We start from the raw sequence: 14,401 nt of genomic DNA on the forward strand, positions 1-14,401 counted from the left end.
GCCTCCCGTCAGATCTCGTTCCTGACCAGCGCCAGCAGCCGGTCCAGGACGCGCGGTCCGCCGGCGCGCACACCGTCGTGCTCGTACTCGTTCGTCACCCAGGTGCGCAACCCGCGGATCGCGGCGGCCGTGCGCAGCGAGTGCGCGGTGTCGACGTACATGTCGTCGTGGTAGACGGCGGCGGCGACGGGCACCTCGTTGGCGGCGAGCCGCTCGGGGTCGTAGAGCGCGGGCCAGTCGGTGCGCTGCGCGAGGAGCTCGGCGGTCTCGCGGAGCGGGCGCAGCGCCGGGTCGACGTCGAAGTGCCAGGGGTGAATGGTCTCACCGGTGAAGAGGAGCGGCCCGTCGCCCGCCAGGGCCGCCGCCGCGTCGAACTGCGGGAACTCGGTGCGTACGCGTTCGGCGGACCAGGCGGTGGGGCGCTCGCCGTAGCCGTAGATCGCCTCGTGGATCAGGGCGTAGAGCGGGTGCCCGGCGAACGAGGTGGCCGAGCGCAGGGCCTCCTGGAAGGTGTCGGAGAGCTCGGTGCCGTGCGGTGTGCGGACGAACGCGTTCTCCAGGAGGTGGTGGAGCTGGTGGCTGCCACTGCCGGTGCCGAGCAGGATGCCGAGCGACTGGAAGAGTTCGGGGGTCAGCCGGTGGCCGGCGCTCTCGGGACGGTGTTCGGCCAGGTACGCGGCGATGGCGCGGGCGCGCTCGACGTCCTGCGGGTAGCGGGCGTAGTGCGCGGCGACCTTCCGTTCGATACGGGGGTACGCGGCCCGGTAGACGTCGTCCGCGTGCGCGTCCAGCGAGGGCAGGCCGCCGGTGATGAGGACCGCCGCGAGGCCTTCGGGCGCCGAGGAGAGGTAGCGGACCGCGCAGAAGCCGCCGAAGGACTGGCCGAGCACTGTCCACGGCTCGCCGCCGGTGAGCCGCTGCCGGACGGCCTCGCAGTCGCGGACGATGGCGTCGGAGCGGAAGTGGGCGAGGTAGTCGGCCTGTTCGCGCGGTCCGCCGCGCAGCGGGAGGGTCTGCCGATTGGCAGGGGTGGAGAGGCCGGTGCCGCGCTGGTCGAGCAGGAGCACCCGGAACTCGCGCAGCGCCCGGCCTAGCCAGGCCTCCGTACCGATGAACCTGCGGGCGCCGAAACCGGGGCCGCCCTCCAGGTAGAGCAGCCAGGGCAGCTCCTCGCCGGATCGCCCGGCGGCCACGGCCTCGCGCCCGTACAGCTCGATCTGCTCACCGCCGGGGTCGCTGTGGTCGAGCGGGACGGTGAAGCGGTGGTCGGTGAGGACGACGCCGGGCTGGCGGTAGCTGGTCACGGGTGCTCCTGGGTCGTGGGGCCGGGCGGTCCTGGCGGAAGGGCCAGTTCAGCACATGACCCGCCGGGTAGGGCGGGAGGGCGGGTGCCCCGGACGGGCCCGGCCCGTGTGCGCCGCGCCCGGGGCGCTCCTACTGTGCGGACATGATCCGGTTCGAGCAGGTCGGCAAGGTCTACCCGGACGGTACGACGGCGGTCGACGGTCTCACCTTCGAGGTGGCGGAGGGTGAGCTGGTGACGCTGGTCGGGCCGTCGGGCTGCGGCAAGACGACCACGATGATGATGGTGAACCGGCTGATCGAGCCGACCTCGGGCCGGATCCTGGTGGACGGCGAGGACATCGCCGGGATCGATCCGGTGAAGCTGCGCCGCCGCATCGGCTATGTGATCCAGCAGGTCGGCCTCTTCCCGCACCGCACGGTCCTGGACAACACCGCGACCGTCCCCGCGCTGGTCGGCTGGAAGCGCGCGCGGGCCCGGGAGCGGGCGGCGGAGCTGCTGGACCTGGTCGGCCTGGACCCGAGGACGTACGGCTCGCGCTACCCGTCGCAGCTCTCCGGCGGCCAGCGCCAGCGGGTCGGCGTGGCGCGGGCGCTCGCCGCCGATCCGCCGGTGCTGCTGATGGACGAGCCGTTCGGCGCGGTGGACCCGGTGGTGCGGGAGCGGCTGCAGAACGAGTTCCTGGCCCTCCAGGAACGGGTGCGCAAGACGGTCCTGATGGTCACCCACGACATCGAGGAGGCGGTGCGGATGGGCGACAGGATCGCGGTGTACGGGGACGGGCGCATCGAGCAGCTCGACACCCCGGCCGCCGTGCTCGGCACTCCGGCGACCCCGTACGTGGCCCGGTTCGTCGGCTCGGACCGGGGGTTGAAGCGGCTGTCGGTGACCGCGATCGAGGCGGAGGACCTGGAGGAGCCGCCGGTGGCCCGGCTGGACGAGCCCGCCGCGGCGGCCGCGGACCGGCTGCGCGCGGCGGGGGCCCGGTGGGCGGTGGTGCTGGGCGCGACGGGCGAGCTGCACGGCTGGGTCTCGGCGGATGCGCTGCGGTCGGCCGGGGAGCGGGGGACGGTGGGCGCGCTGGCCCGGCGGATGGAGGCGTGGGTGCCGGTGGGCGCGCCGCTGAAGCAGGCGTTCAGCGAGATGCTCCAGCACGACGCGGGGTGGGTGGCGGTGCTGGAAGGGGACCGGTTCCTCGGGGTCCTGACACCGGCGAAGCTCCATGAGGCGCTGCGCCGGTCGGTGGACGCGGACGCGCAGGGCGTCGGGCGCGAGGAGGTGGACTTCGACTCGGTGGCGGACGCGTGAGCGGTCACGGCCCGCCACCGGCGAGTCTCTTGTACCGGCGCGGCCGCTACCGGCAAGTCTCCTGCGCGGGCCCGCCCGCCACAGCCAAGTAATCTGCCCAGCCTGTCAGTTGAGAATCGCGCGGACGATCGCGCCGAACACGCGGCTCACCGCACCGAGCGCACCGGCCTCCACCGCGGCCTCCGCGACATCGGTACCGCTCTCGGCCATATCGGTCCCGTGCTCCTTCAGCCGGCACCGGCGGCACACACCGCTCCGCAGCCGCCCCCGCTTCTTGCAGCGCTTGCACGCCTTACGCAGAATCCCCATCCGGCCAGGATCTCATCCCGGACCGCCGGGGCGCGCGGTCACCTGCCGCGGCGGTAGCTGCTGCCGTCCCGGGGTCGGACGAGCAGCCCGGCGACGACCAGGTGGCGGCGGAGGGCGGAGCAGTCCTCGTGGACGGTGAGCAGCGCCTCGTTGACCTCCCGCTCGGTGTACGAACGGTCGCGCTCGAACAGCGTCTCGGCCAGATGCGTCAGCAGCTGCTCCAGCCGGGCCTGCTTGCGCGGGATCGTGACCAGGCGGCCGTGCGAGAAGAGGGCGGTGACCTGGTGCGTACGGCGGTCGGACCGCTGCGGCGGAAGGGTCTGTTGTTCAGGCATGGCCCGAGCGTCGCAGGCGCCGGACGGGCGGGCAACGCGTTTTCCGTCCGGCCCGACGCGGCGGCCCGTCCCCCGTTGACAGGGCCGGACCGCCTCGTTCTAATGGTCCGCGTGCAGCGCGACGCCGGCCAAAGAGATCTGGGCCGGCCGGCGGTCGGGCCAGCACCTTCTTCCAGGGACGACGTGATGAGTCCACTCACCGCCCGCTGCTTCTGACGCCTTCGGGCGCTTTCTGCCACCCGACGCTTTCGTGACCGCGTGTATCGCCGCCCTTCGGCCGCGTACGCGGACCGCACCGCGCCGTGTCCGCACATCTTCGCTTTCTCACTTCTTCACGGGAGACCCAGAACACCCATGCCCTCTGCCTTCCAGCAGTCCGTCATCGACGAGTTCCGCGCCAACGCGGGCCGGGTCGGCGGCCCCTTCGCCGGCTCCGACCTGCTCCTGCTGACCACCACGGGCGCCCGCACCGGGCGACCGCACACCACACCGCTCGGCCATGTCCGCGACGGCGAAAGGCTGTTGGTCGTCGGCTCGAACCTCGGCGCCCCGCACCACCCCGACTGGTACCACAACCTGCTGGCCCACCCCGCCGTCCGGGTGGAGCTGGGCGACCGGGAGTTCGAGACCGTCGCCGTACCCGCCGAAGGGGCCCGGCGCGAGGAGCTCTTCGCCCGGGTGGTGGCCGAGGCTCCCGGCTACGCCGAGTACCAGGCGGCGACCGACCGCGCGTTGCCGGTCGTGGTCCTCCGACTCCCCGATCCGCAGGCGCAGGTCCGCGAAATCACCTCGCTGGCCGACAAGCTCGTCGAGGTGCACACCTGGCTGCGCGGCCAACTGGCCCAGGTGCACGCTGAGACGGAAGCGCACTTCGCCGCCCGCGCCGCCCACCGAGGAGGGGGCGCACCGCCCGCGCCCGGTCTCGGTCTCCAGATCCGGCAGCGATGCCTGGCGTTCTGCCAGGCGCTGGAGTTCCATCACACGGGCGAGGACGGCCATGTCCTGCCGGTGATGGAGGGGTACCACCCGCACCTGCGCCCGGTCTTCGACCGGCTCCGGGAGGAGCACCGGTCCATCGCGGCCGTGCGGTCGGCACTGGCGGCGCTGCTGGCCGGTGCCGCGATCGCCGAGCCGGACCGCTTCCGCACCGAACTGGCCGCCATGACACAGCGGTTGACCGCTCATCTCGATTACGAGGAGGCCGAGATCCTGCCCTTGCTCGCGGACGTGCCGTGGCCTCCCGGCCCCTGAGGGCTCAGCTCTTCGGGATAAGCTTCTTCGACTCCAGGTAGGTGCGCGCGACGTCCTCGGGAAGCCTGCGCCAGCTGTCGACCTGTTGGTTCATCGACGCCAGGTCGGCGGTGGTCAGGACGGTGTTGAGCCGGCCGAGGGCGTCGCGTACCCCGGCGCCGCCGGCGCGGGCGCGGTTGACGACGGGGACCACGTAGTCGGCGTTCTGGAGGTTCCTGTCGTCCTCCAGCAGCACCAGCCCGAACTGGTCGAGTGTGGCGTCGGTGGTGGTGGTCAGCACCATCTGGTCCTGGCCGTTCTGGACGGCCTGTTTCGCCTGGGTGGTGCCGACACCCTTCGGATCGACGGCGACGATGTCGATGCCGTACGTCTTCTCCAGCCCGGGTGCGCAGTAGGGCCGCTTCACGCATTCGTCGCCCGCCGCGAGCCGCACCGGGAGCTTCGCCCGGCCGAGGTCGCTGAGGGTCTTCAGGCCGTACTCCTTCGCGTAGGAGGCGGCGACCGCGAAGGCGTTCTGGTCGACGGCCCGGCCGGGGTCGAGCACGGTGAGCCCGCGCGGGGCCGCGAGCTTGCGCAGCGCCGTCATGGTGGCGGCGAGGTCGGGTGATCCGACCGGGGCCGCGTCGGCGCCGTAGGCCTTGGCGTTGAGCCAGTCGGCGAAGGTCGCCGCGTACTCCGGTACGACGTCGATCTGGCCGCTCTCCAGAGCCGGTTCGTAGATCTCCCGGTTGGTCACGGAGATGAGGTCGGCGGTGTACCCGGCGCGCTCCAGGAGCAGGGCGTACAGCTGGGCCAGCAGGTCGCTCTCGGTGAATCCGGCCGACCCGATGGTCAGCTCCTTGCTGTCGCCGGGGGGCGCGGTGACCTCGCCCTGGTTCTCCAGGCTGGGACCGGTGGTGCAGGCGGTGGCGGCCAGCAGCAGGAGGCCGACGAGAGCCCGGCGGGCACGGATCACGCCGCCTCCCTCCCCCGGCTGGGCGCCATCCGCTGTCCCGCCTCGAAGAGGCTCTCGACGAGGAGGGCGAAGACCGCCACCAGTACCGCCCCGGCCACCACCTGCGGGGTGGAGGCGAGGTTGAACCCGGCGGTGATGATCCGGCCGAGCCCGCCGCCGCCGGCCAGGGCGGCGAGGGTGGCGGTGGCGACCAGCTGCACGGCGGCGATCCGTACGCCGGTGAGGATCAGCGGAAGGGCCAGCGGCAGCTCCACGTTCCACAGCATCTGCCATCCGGTCATGCCCATGCCCCGGGCGGCCCGCACGACATCGCGGTCGACCTCGCGCATCCCCACGTACGCGTTGGTCAGCAGCGGTGGCACGGCGAACAGCACGAGCGCGATGATCGTCGACCACTGGCCGTACGTGCCCACGGGCGTGAGCAGCAGCAGGACGAGGACGGCGAAGGTGGGGACGGCCCGGCCGATGTTGGAGATGTTGACGGCGAGCGCGCCGCCCTTGCCGAGGTGGCCGAGGACGAGCGCGACGGGCAGCGCGATCAGGCAGCTGATGAGCAGGCAGACGACGGTGAGGTAGAGGTGTTCGCCGAGCCGGTTCCCGATGCCGTCGGGGCCCGACCAGTGGGTGGCGGTGGTGAGCCAGGACCAGGTCTCGGAGAGCGTGTTCATGCCTGGCTCCCCTTCCGGGTCCAGGGGGTCAGCAGCCGTTGTGCGCCGAGGAGGAGCAGGTCGGCGGCGACGGCGATGACGACGCAGAGCACGGAGGCGGTGAGGACCTGGGCCTTGAAGTAGGTGTTCATGCCGGAGTAGATGAGGTTGCCGAGCCCGCCGTAGCCGACGATGGCCCCGACGGTGACCAGGGAGACGGCGGAGACGGTGGCGATCCGCAGTCCGGCCATGGCGGCGGGCAGCGCGAGCGGGAGTTCCACGGCGAGCAGCAGGCGCAGCGGCCCGTACCCCATGCCGCGCGCGGCCTGCCGGGTCTCCTCGGGGACGGCCCGGAGTCCGGCGAGGATGTTGCGGACCAGCAGGGTCAGCGAGTAGAGGACGAGGCCGGTGACGACGAGCGCGGCGGAGAGCCCGTACACCGGCAGCAGCAGCGAGAACATCGCCAGCGACGGAATCGTGTAGAGGACCGTCGTCAGCCCCAGCACCGGACCGGCCGCCCAGCGCCAGCGGCGGGCGGCGAGGGCCAGCGGGACGGCGAGTGCGAGGCCGATGAGCACGGCGAGCGCGGTCAGCTGGAGGTGCTGGAGGGCGGCGTCCACAAGGATCTCCCGGCGGCTGGAGAGGTAGGCGCCGCAGATCCACTCGTTGCGTGCGAGGCAGTCGTCCGGAGGTGCCGTCACCCGGCCATTCCAGCGCGGACACGGGAGAACCGCCCCTCCTGTTGGCCCGTCCGGGGGGTAGCCCTCCGGACACCGGCCGGTCCCTCACACGCTCAGCGCCTCCCGGACCGTCCACTCCGCTCCGGTTCCCCCCTCCCCCGACGACGTGACCCGGCCCGCCTCCAGGACGTAGTAGCGCTCCGCCGCCCGCATGGCGAAGCCGACGTGCTGTTCGACCAGGAGGACGCAGAGGCCGCCGCGTGCGGCCAGGGACAGGATCGTGGTCTCGATCTCGGCGACGACGGAGGGCTGGATGCCTTCGGTCGGCTCGTCCAGGAGCAGGAGCCGGGGCCGGGTGACGAGGGCGCGGGCGATGGCGAGCTGCTGGCGCTGGCCGCCGGAGAGGAGGCCGGCCCTGCGGTGGGCGAGTTCGCGGAGTACGGGGAAGAGGTCGAGGGCCTCGTCGATGGCCTCGCGGCCGCCACCGCGCGGCGAGCCGTCGGCGACGAGCCGGAGGTTCTCGGCGGTGGTCAGGTGGGGGAAGGACTGCTGGCCCTGCGGGACGTACGCCATGCCCCGGGCGACGCGCTGGTGCGGGGCGAGGCGGGTGATGTCCTCGCCGTCGAGGAGGACGCTGCCGCGCGTCGGCCTGATGAGGCCCATGGCGGTGCGCAGGAGGGTGCTCTTGCCGGCGCCGTTGTGGCCGAGGACGGCGGCGACGCCGTCGCGCGGCACGGCCACGGTCACGCCGTGCAGGACGGTGGTGCGGTCGTAGCCGGCGCGTACGCCGTTGATCTCCAGCACGGCTCTCACACCTCTTCGCGGACGGGGACGGGGTGGACGGGCGGCGGCTCGGGTTCCGAGGCGCGGCCGAGGTAGACCTCCTGGACGGTGGCGTCGGCCTGGACCTGTGCGACCGTTCCTTCGCTGAGCACCTTGCCGGCGTGCAGGACGCTGACGCTGCGGGCGAAGGAGCGCATGAAGTCCATGTCGTGCTCGATGACGACGACGGTGTGGTCCTCGCTGATCCGCTGGAGCAGCGCTCCGGTGGACTCGCGCTCGTCGTGGCTCATCCCGGCGACGGGCTCGTCGAGCAGCAGCAGCTTCACGTCCTGGACGAGCAGCATGCCGATCTCCAGGCTCTGCTTCTGGCCGTGGGCCAGTACGCCGGCCGGGCGGTGGCGGAGCGCGGTGAGGCCGGTGGTCTCCAGCGCCTTCTCCACCGGCTCGGGGACGTTCCTGCGCCGCCGGAGCAGGGTCAGCGCGCTGCGGCCGGCGCCTGCCGCGACGTCGAGGTTCTGCTCGACGGTGAGCTGCTCGAAGACGGTCGCCGTCTGGAACGTGCGGCCGATGCCCCGGCGGGCGATGCGGTGCACGGGTTCGCCGAGGATCTCCGTACCGCCGAAGCGGACCGATCCGGTGGCCCGGACCAGGCCGGTGACGGCGTCGACCAGGGTCGTCTTGCCGGCGCCGTTCGGCCCGATCAGGAAGCGGAGGTCGCCCGGGCTGATGTCCAGGTCGACGCCGTCGACGGCGGTGACGCCTCCGTCGAACGTCACCCGCAGATCGCGGATGGTCAGTCCCTCGCCGCTCATGTGGTCACTTCCTTCGTCGTCCTGGCTCCGTCGGTGGTCCGCCGCCTGCGCAGCACCGTCCGCAGCGAGGCCAGCCCGCCGGGCAGGAAGCCGACCGCGACGACGAACAGCAGGCCTTGGAGGTACGTCCATCCGGCGGGCCAGGCGTCCGAGAGCGTGCTCTGCGCCCAGGCCACCGCGATCGCTCCGAGCACCGCGCCGACCAGCGAGGCCCGGCCGCCGACCGCCGCGCCGATGACGAAGCCGATGGACGGCACGATCCCGATCAGCGCCGGGGAGATGATCCCGACCGCCGGTACGAAGAGCGCGCCGGCCAGTCCGGCCATGCCCGCCGCGACCACGTACGCCACCAGCTTGACGTTGGCCGGGTTGTAGCCGAGGAAGCGCACCCGCTCCTCGGAATCCCTTACGGCGATGAGGAGTTCGCCGTACCGGCTGACGAACAGCTGCCGGGCGAGGGCCATCAGGAGGAGCAGGGCGACCGCGATGACGAGGTACACCATCCGCCGGTTGACCGGGTCGCCCAGGTCGTAGCCGAAGAAGCCCTGGAAGTCGGTGAGGCCGTTGGTGCCGCCCGTGGTGGTCTGCTGGCCGACCAGCCAGATCGCCAGCGCGGCCGCCAGCGCCTGGCTGAGGATCGCGAAGTACGCGCCTTTCACCCGGCGGCGGAAGACCAGCACACCGAGCAGCGCGGCGACGGCCATCGGCAGCAGCACCGTCATGGCCAGCGCGAACGCCGGGTTGGCGAACGGCTGCCACCACCAGGGCAGGCCGCCCTCGGTGCCGTACAGCTGCATGAAGTCCGGAAGCGTCTGTCCCGTCGCCGCCGCGTCCGCGAGCTTGAGGTGCATCGCCATGGCGTAGCCGCCGAGGCCGAAGAAGACGCCCTGCCCGAGGACCAGCAGCCCGCCCCGGCCCCAGGCGAGGCTGACGCCGATCGCGACGATCCCGTAGCAGAGGTATTTGGCCAGCAGTCCGAGCCGGAAGTCCGACAGGACCAGCGGTGCGACACCGACCAGGAGCACGGCGCCGAGCAGGAAGGCGGCGGGGGTGCGGAAGCGGGTCAGGAACGGTTCGTCCGGCGGTTCGGCGACCGGGGCGGTCGTCGTCGCGGGGGTGCTCGTCGTCGTCATACCAGGCTCCTGGTGCGCACGGTGTACAGGCCCTGCGGCCGCCACTGCAGGAAGGCGACGATCCCGACGAGGACGACCACCTTCGCCACGCTCACTGTCGTCGAGTACTCGAGGACCGACTGAAGCAGTCCGAGCACGAACGCGGTGATGACCGCTCCTCTCAGCCGTCCGATGCCGCCGACGACCACGACCAGGAAGGCGTCCACGATGTAGTTGGTCCCCGTCGTCGGACCGATCGGCCCGATCAGCGTCAGCGCGACTCCGGCCATGCCGGCCAGGCCCGAGCCGATGAAGAACGTCGTGCGGTCCACCCGCTCCGTCGCGATCCCGGACACCTCCGCGAGGTCCCGGTTCTGGACCACGGCCCTGATCCGGCGGCCCAGCGGTGTGGTTCGCAGCGTCACCGCCAGGCCGGCCACGCACAGCAGCGCGAACCCGAGGATGAACAGCCGGCTGTTGGCCAAGTTCACTCCGGCGACCGACACGCTGCCGGTCAGCAGATCCGGCGCTCTGGTCTGGACGTTCGGTGCGCCGAAGACGTCCCGCGCGAGCTGCTGGAGCATCAGCGAGACGCCCCAGGTCACCAGCAGCGTGTCCAGCGGACGGGTGTACAGCCGCCGGATGAGAGCCCATTCCAGGAGCGCGCCCATCGATCCGGCCACGAGGAACGCGATCGGCAGGGCGATCAGGAGCGAGATCCCGGCGTCGCCGATCGGCTTCTGGAGTACGTACGTGGTGTAGGCGCCGGCCATGATGAACTCGCCGTGTGCCATGTTGATGACGCCCATCTGACCGAAGGTGAGGGTCAGACCGAGAGCGATGAGGAGGAGCACGGCGCCGATGCTGACGCCGGTGAAGGACTGGTTGAGGATGACCGTCACAGGTCCGCCGCCCAGTCGTAGCCCTTCAGGTACGGATCCGGCTTGATGGGTCCGCCGGAGTTCCAGACCTCCTCGATGAGCCCGTCGGCGGTGACCTTGCCGATGCGGGCGGTCTTGTGGACGTGCTGCGTCGCCCCGTCGACCGTCACCTTGCCTTCCGGCGCGTCGAACGTGATGCCGTCCGAGGCGGCCTTCACCTTCTCGACGTCGAACGAGCCGGCCTTCTCGACCATCGCCTTCCAGAGGTGGACGGAGATGTACGCCGCCTCCATCGGGTCGCTGGTGGGCTTTCCCCTGCCGTACGCCGCCTGATACGCGGCGACGAACTTCTCGTTCGCCGCGCCGGGCGTGGTCTGGTAGTAGTTCCAGGCCGTCAACTGCCCTTCCAGGTACTGCGTTCCGATGCTCTTGACCTCCTCCTCCGCGATGGAGACGGAGAGCACCGGCAGCTTCTTCGCGGTCAGCCCGGCGGACTTGTACTCCTTGAAGAACGCCACGTTGCTGTCGCCGTTCAGGGTGTTGAAGACCGCGTCGGCCCCGGCGCCCTTGACCTTGTTCACGATGGTGGCGAACTCCGTGGAGCCGAGCGGCGCGTAGTCCTCGCCGAGCACCTCCATGCCGTTGGCCTCGGCGTACGTCTTGATGATCTTGTTGGCGGTGCGCGGGAAGACGTAGTCGCTGCCGACGAGGTAGAGCTTGGTGAGGCCCTGCTTCTTGAGGTAGTCGAGCGCGGGCACGATCTGCTGGTTGGTGGTGGCGCCCGAGTAGAAGATGTACGGGGACTGCTCCAGCCCCTCGTACTGCACCGGGTAGAACAGCAGCGACTTGTTCCGCTCGAAGACCGGCTTCACCGCCTTGCGGCTGGCCGAGGTCCAGCAGCCGAAGGTGGCGACGACCTTGGAGTCCGTGATCAGCGCCTGCGCCTTCTCGGCGAAGGTCGGCCAGTCGGAGGCCCCGTCCTGACTGACCGGCTTGAGCTTCTTGCCGAGAACGCCGCCGGCGGCGTTGATCTCCTTCACCGCGAGCAGCAGCGCGTTGTGGACGGTGACCTCGCTGATGGCCATGGTGCCGGAGAGCGAGTTCAGCAGGCCGACCTTGACGGTGTCGCCGGAGGTGTCGGCCTGGGCGCCGGCGGCCTTCGACGTGTCGCTGCCGGTCTTGGCGCCGCAAGCGGTGAGCGCGGCGCCGGCGCCGAGGGCGGAGAGGCCGGTCAGGAGACCGCGCCTGGTGATGAGCCCGGACATGGCACATACCTCCTTGCCCCGAAGGGCGGTACGAGGGAATTCCTCTGGGTGAGGAACGGGAGGGAATCGAGGGAATGGCGGGGAACGGGTCAGCACCTGTTCCGGTGTGGTGCGGCCGTTTCGACAGCACGGGTCCCAGCCGTTCCGGGGTGGCCTCCGGGCTGGTCGCTGAAGTGGTCCACAGCCTGCGGCGGAACTGTTTCCGGTGCGTTGCGGCGCAGTTGAGGAACAGTTTCCGACGGAAGTAATCGCGGGCCGGACCCATGTGAGCCGACGTCACCTGGGCGGTGGGCAACGGATTCCCGGTGTGTGCCCGCATTACTTCCATCGGAAAGGATCAGAATCGGCGAATGGCCGGACAGGGGCGCGGTGATCGGTTGTAGGCTCGACCGCACCCCCGCCGCGGGGTCCTTGCCGGATGTGAGCCCGAGGAGTGCCATGGCTGGGCAGCCCCAGGAACTGCTCCACCTGCTGACCCGGGCCGAGCGTCTCGCCGCCCGTCGCGTGCACGCGGTGCTCGACGCGTTCGACTGCTCGGTCGACGCGTGGCGGGTCCTCGGCCTGCTCTCCGGCGACCAGGGCCGGACCATGACCGCTCTCGCCGAGGACGCCGTCCTGCCGGCGCCGACCCTCACCAAGCTCATCGACCAACTCGTCGACCAGAACCTCGTGTTTCGCCGTGTCGACCCGACCGACCGCCGCCGGGTCCTCGTCCAGCTCACCCCTCGGGGCCTGCGGCGCCGCCGCCAACTCTCCCGCGCGGTACAGGCGGAGTGGGGACCGTCGTCGCCGGGGCTCACGGAGGACGAGGAGAGTCAGCTGCTGCCGCTGCTCGGCAAGCTGTCCGACGCGCTGGCGAGCGGCGGCGACCGTGTCACAACACGTGACGTGGAGACGGAAGTTGGGCGAGCACCGTGAAGTCGAGCCCGTCGGCCTCCGCCAGATAGATGCGCTGGCGCACATGCCGCCCGTCCAGGCCGAGCAGGCCGCGCGGCCCCTCGTACCGGACGTGTCCGGCGGCCGCGCCGATGGCGGACACATCCAGGGTGCGGGCGCGCTCGATGAGCGCCGCGAGCAGCAGCACCCCTTCGTAGCAGGACTCGCCGAGGCTGCCCGGCACCGGCGCGTCCGGGCCGAAGCGGGCGGCGTAACGGCCGTGGAAGTCCATGCTGTACCCGTCGGCGAGCGAGGCGAAGAAGCCGGCCGTGCTGTAAAGGCCCACCGTTGCCTCGGGGCCGCTGCCGAGGAGCATGCTCTCGTCCATCAAGGTGCTCAGCCGCAGGCAGCGCGCGTCCAGCCCGGCCGCGGCGAACGCCCGGTTGAAGCGGACCGCGTCGCTGCCCACGAGCAGCATCAGCACGGCGTCGGCGTCCGCCCGCTCGATGCGCCGCAGCACATCGGCGAAGTCGTCCGTGCCGAGCGGCAGATACGCCTCTCCGCAGACCCGTCCCCGGGACTCGCGCGCGTACCGGCGGGCCGCCCGGGCGGTGTGCCGTGGCCAGACGTAGTCGTTGCCGACGACGAACCAGCGGCGTACGTCCCGGGTCCGTGCGAGCATCCGCATCGCCGGGAGCAGCTGCCCGGCCGGTGTCTCGCTCGTCATGAAGACGCCCTCGGTCCGCTCACCGCCCTCGTACAGCGCGGTGTAGACGTACGGCACCCGGTGCGCCACCCGTGGCGCCACCGCCTGCCGCACCGAGCTGATGTGCCAGCCGGTGACGCCCTGCACCGCACCGGCCGCCACCAGCGCCTCGACCTCCGCCGCGACGCTCGACGGCTCCGCGCCGCCGTCCACCTCCAGGAGCCGCAGCTCCCGCCCCAGCACGCCACCCGCCGCGTTGACCTCCTCCACGGCCAGCCGCGCACACGCCGCGCACCCGGGCCCGAAGATCCCCGCCGGCCCCTGCATCGGATACACCAGCGCCACGTTCAGCACCGACGCGTCCACCGTGAACCACTCGGAGGCGGACAGGCGCGCCGGAGACCGTGACATGCCCTCATGATTGCGCCACCCCCGCCCCGGGTCCGGACGAGGGCCGGGATCGAGACCGATTCGTAGAGGTACGCACCCGGGTCACCGGGCCGGACACCTGCGCGGACGGGATCGTCGCCGTACGGTGGAAGAGGCGTGCTCCCACGGACGCGTGCGCATACCCGGACGGATGCGCCCCCGGACGGCTGCGCATCCCCACAGGGACGGCAAGAGACGGCAGGTGCCCCGCGATGGCCGGTGAGATCTCCTTCTTCGAGCTCGGGGTGGACGATCCCGAGAGGGCCCGGACGTTCTACGGCGCGCTCTTCGGGTGGAACTTCGAGCCGGGCCCTTCGGGCGAGGGCGGCTACGCGATCGGGACGCCGAGCGGGCAGGGAGGCGTCCACGGTTCAGACCCCGGCGGCGGCCCGTACCTCTTCTTCCGGGTCGACGACTTGGACGCCGCGGTGGCGCAGGTGCGCGAGCTGGGCGGCAGCGTGGACGGCACGGACCCGGGCGAGGACGACGCGTCGGCGGCCCGGTTCGGGAGGTTCCGGCTCTGCCGCGACGACCAGGGCTCGCCGTTCGGGCTGCACGAACCGCCGGGCGCCCACTGACATCGACCGACATCCAGGGCTTCGGTCACCGCACGGGGACGTCCCGGAGAACGTCCTGCGCGGTTCGAGCAACCCCAGAGGCTCGGCCGCCGTCTTGATCACTGACAGAACGGTTCGCCGCCCGGAGACGAGCGGCGTCCGCCCCCACCTGTACCGGGCCCCGGAAACCGG

Annotated in this window: 16 protein-coding genes; 4 read left to right on the forward strand and 12 right to left on the reverse strand. The window is 71.7% G+C overall.

The features are described from left to right. Positions 1-8: 8 nt before the first annotated feature. Complete coding sequence (locus ACIRR8_RS13400; RefSeq protein ID WP_404063094.1) at positions 9-1,304, reverse strand: alpha/beta fold hydrolase; 1,296 nt, start codon at positions 1,302-1,304, stop codon at positions 9-11. Between the two features lie 143 nt (positions 1,305-1,447). On the opposite strand from ACIRR8_RS13400, the gene ACIRR8_RS13405 reads away from it, so the two are divergent. Beyond that, positions 1,448-2,611: an ABC transporter ATP-binding protein gene (locus ACIRR8_RS13405; RefSeq protein WP_404063096.1), complete on the forward strand. Its 1,164-nt coding sequence runs from the start codon at positions 1,448-1,450 to the stop codon at positions 2,609-2,611. 105 nt (positions 2,612-2,716) lie between these two features. Here the strand turns inward: ACIRR8_RS13405 and ACIRR8_RS13410 are convergent, their stop codons facing one another. Together ACIRR8_RS13410 and ACIRR8_RS13415 are read right to left on the reverse strand one after the other, a co-directional pair. Further along, positions 2,717-2,920, reverse strand: a complete 204-nt coding sequence (locus tag ACIRR8_RS13410; RefSeq protein WP_404063099.1) for a hypothetical protein — start codon at positions 2,918-2,920, stop codon at positions 2,717-2,719. 38 nt (positions 2,921-2,958) lie between these two features. Further along, complete coding sequence (locus ACIRR8_RS13415; protein WP_404063101.1) at positions 2,959-3,255, reverse strand: DUF2087 domain-containing protein; 297 nt, start codon at positions 3,253-3,255, stop codon at positions 2,959-2,961. Positions 3,256-3,609: 354 nt separating this feature from the next. Between ACIRR8_RS13415 and ACIRR8_RS13420 the strand changes: the two genes are divergently transcribed. Further along, a complete protein-coding gene (locus tag ACIRR8_RS13420) occupies positions 3,610-4,506 on the forward strand; it encodes a nitroreductase/quinone reductase family protein (protein WP_404063104.1) in 897 nt (298 codons plus the stop codon). A gap of 4 nt (positions 4,507-4,510) precedes the next feature. Here ACIRR8_RS13420 and ACIRR8_RS13425 read toward each other — a convergent pair whose 3' ends face one another. The 8 genes from ACIRR8_RS13425 to urtA all read right to left on the reverse strand — a co-directional run bounded on the left by ACIRR8_RS13425 (position 4,511) and on the right by urtA (position 11,641). After that, a complete protein-coding gene (locus tag ACIRR8_RS13425; protein WP_404063106.1) occupies positions 4,511-5,461 on the reverse strand; it encodes an ABC transporter substrate-binding protein in 951 nt (316 codons plus the stop codon). Then, the gene (locus ACIRR8_RS13430) at positions 5,458-6,129 is read right to left on the reverse strand and encodes an ABC transporter permease (RefSeq protein ID WP_404063108.1); all 672 of its coding nucleotides are present in this window, start codon (positions 6,127-6,129) and stop codon (positions 5,458-5,460) included. Before ACIRR8_RS13430 ends, ACIRR8_RS13425 begins: the two co-directional genes overlap by 4 nt. Beyond that, positions 6,126-6,809: an ABC transporter permease gene (locus tag ACIRR8_RS13435; protein ID WP_404063110.1), complete on the reverse strand. Its 684-nt coding sequence runs from the start codon at positions 6,807-6,809 to the stop codon at positions 6,126-6,128. The genes ACIRR8_RS13430 and ACIRR8_RS13435 overlap by 4 nt, the downstream gene beginning before the upstream one ends. A gap of 84 nt (positions 6,810-6,893) precedes the next feature. After that, the gene (urtE, locus tag ACIRR8_RS13440; protein ID WP_404063113.1) at positions 6,894-7,592 is read right to left on the reverse strand and encodes an urea ABC transporter ATP-binding subunit UrtE; all 699 of its coding nucleotides are present in this window, start codon (positions 7,590-7,592) and stop codon (positions 6,894-6,896) included. Between the two features lie 5 nt (positions 7,593-7,597). After that, positions 7,598-8,383, reverse strand: coding sequence for an urea ABC transporter ATP-binding protein UrtD (gene urtD / locus ACIRR8_RS13445; protein WP_404063116.1), 786 nt, complete (start codon positions 8,381-8,383; stop codon positions 7,598-7,600). Further along, positions 8,380-9,516, reverse strand: a complete 1,137-nt coding sequence (gene urtC / locus ACIRR8_RS13450; RefSeq protein ID WP_404063118.1) for an urea ABC transporter permease subunit UrtC — start codon at positions 9,514-9,516, stop codon at positions 8,380-8,382. The genes urtD and urtC overlap by 4 nt, the downstream gene beginning before the upstream one ends. Further along, positions 9,513-10,397, reverse strand: a complete 885-nt coding sequence (urtB, locus tag ACIRR8_RS13455; RefSeq protein WP_404063121.1) for an urea ABC transporter permease subunit UrtB — start codon at positions 10,395-10,397, stop codon at positions 9,513-9,515. The genes urtC and urtB overlap by 4 nt, the downstream gene beginning before the upstream one ends. Continuing rightward, a complete protein-coding gene (urtA, locus tag ACIRR8_RS13460; protein WP_404063124.1) occupies positions 10,394-11,641 on the reverse strand; it encodes an urea ABC transporter substrate-binding protein in 1,248 nt (415 codons plus the stop codon). The genes urtB and urtA overlap by 4 nt, the downstream gene beginning before the upstream one ends. Before the next feature lie 438 nt (positions 11,642-12,079). Here urtA and ACIRR8_RS13465 point away from each other — a divergent pair, with 438 nt between their 5' ends. Continuing rightward, complete coding sequence (locus tag ACIRR8_RS13465; RefSeq protein ID WP_404063126.1) at positions 12,080-12,559, forward strand: MarR family winged helix-turn-helix transcriptional regulator; 480 nt, start codon at positions 12,080-12,082, stop codon at positions 12,557-12,559. Here the strand turns inward: ACIRR8_RS13465 and ACIRR8_RS13470 are convergent. Further along, positions 12,516-13,634: a substrate-binding domain-containing protein gene (locus ACIRR8_RS13470; RefSeq protein ID WP_404063129.1), complete on the reverse strand. Its 1,119-nt coding sequence runs from the start codon at positions 13,632-13,634 to the stop codon at positions 12,516-12,518. The two genes, ACIRR8_RS13465 and ACIRR8_RS13470, sit on opposite strands and share 44 nt — an antisense overlap. Before the next feature lie 230 nt (positions 13,635-13,864). On the opposite strand from ACIRR8_RS13470, the gene ACIRR8_RS13475 reads away from it, so the two are divergent. Further along, a complete protein-coding gene (locus tag ACIRR8_RS13475) occupies positions 13,865-14,230 on the forward strand; it encodes a VOC family protein (RefSeq protein ID WP_404063132.1) in 366 nt (121 codons plus the stop codon). Positions 14,231-14,401: the final 171 nt, after the last annotated feature.

This window comes from Streptomyces sp. NPDC101178 (assembly GCF_044767965.1).
Classification (GTDB): domain Bacteria; phylum Actinomycetota; class Actinomycetes; order Streptomycetales; family Streptomycetaceae; genus Streptomyces.

Bases quoted from the DNA above. Each gene is read 5' to 3' on its own strand.
- ACIRR8_RS13405 (WP_404063096.1), top strand. From the start codon at position 1,448: ATGATCCGGTTCGAGCAGGTCGGCAAGGTCTACCCGGACGGTACGACG.
- ACIRR8_RS13410 (WP_404063099.1), bottom strand. From the start codon at position 2,920: ATGGGGATTCTGCGTAAGGCGTGCAAGCGCTGCAAGAAGCGGGGGCGG.
- ACIRR8_RS13415 (WP_404063101.1), bottom strand. From the start codon at position 3,255: ATGCCTGAACAACAGACCCTTCCGCCGCAGCGGTCCGACCGCCGTACG.
- ACIRR8_RS13420 (WP_404063104.1), top strand. From the start codon at position 3,610: ATGCCCTCTGCCTTCCAGCAGTCCGTCATCGACGAGTTCCGCGCCAAC.
- ACIRR8_RS13430 (WP_404063108.1), bottom strand. From the start codon at position 6,129: ATGAACACGCTCTCCGAGACCTGGTCCTGGCTCACCACCGCCACCCAC.
- urtD (WP_404063116.1), bottom strand. From the start codon at position 8,383: ATGAGCGGCGAGGGACTGACCATCCGCGATCTGCGGGTGACGTTCGAC.
- urtC (WP_404063118.1), bottom strand. From the start codon at position 9,516: ATGACGACGACGAGCACCCCCGCGACGACGACCGCCCCGGTCGCCGAA.
- urtA (WP_404063124.1), bottom strand. From the start codon at position 11,641: ATGTCCGGGCTCATCACCAGGCGCGGTCTCCTGACCGGCCTCTCCGCC.
- ACIRR8_RS13465 (WP_404063126.1), top strand. From the start codon at position 12,080: ATGGCTGGGCAGCCCCAGGAACTGCTCCACCTGCTGACCCGGGCCGAG.
- ACIRR8_RS13470 (WP_404063129.1), bottom strand. From the start codon at position 13,634: ATGTCACGGTCTCCGGCGCGCCTGTCCGCCTCCGAGTGGTTCACGGTG.
- ACIRR8_RS13475 (WP_404063132.1), top strand. From the start codon at position 13,865: ATGGCCGGTGAGATCTCCTTCTTCGAGCTCGGGGTGGACGATCCCGAG.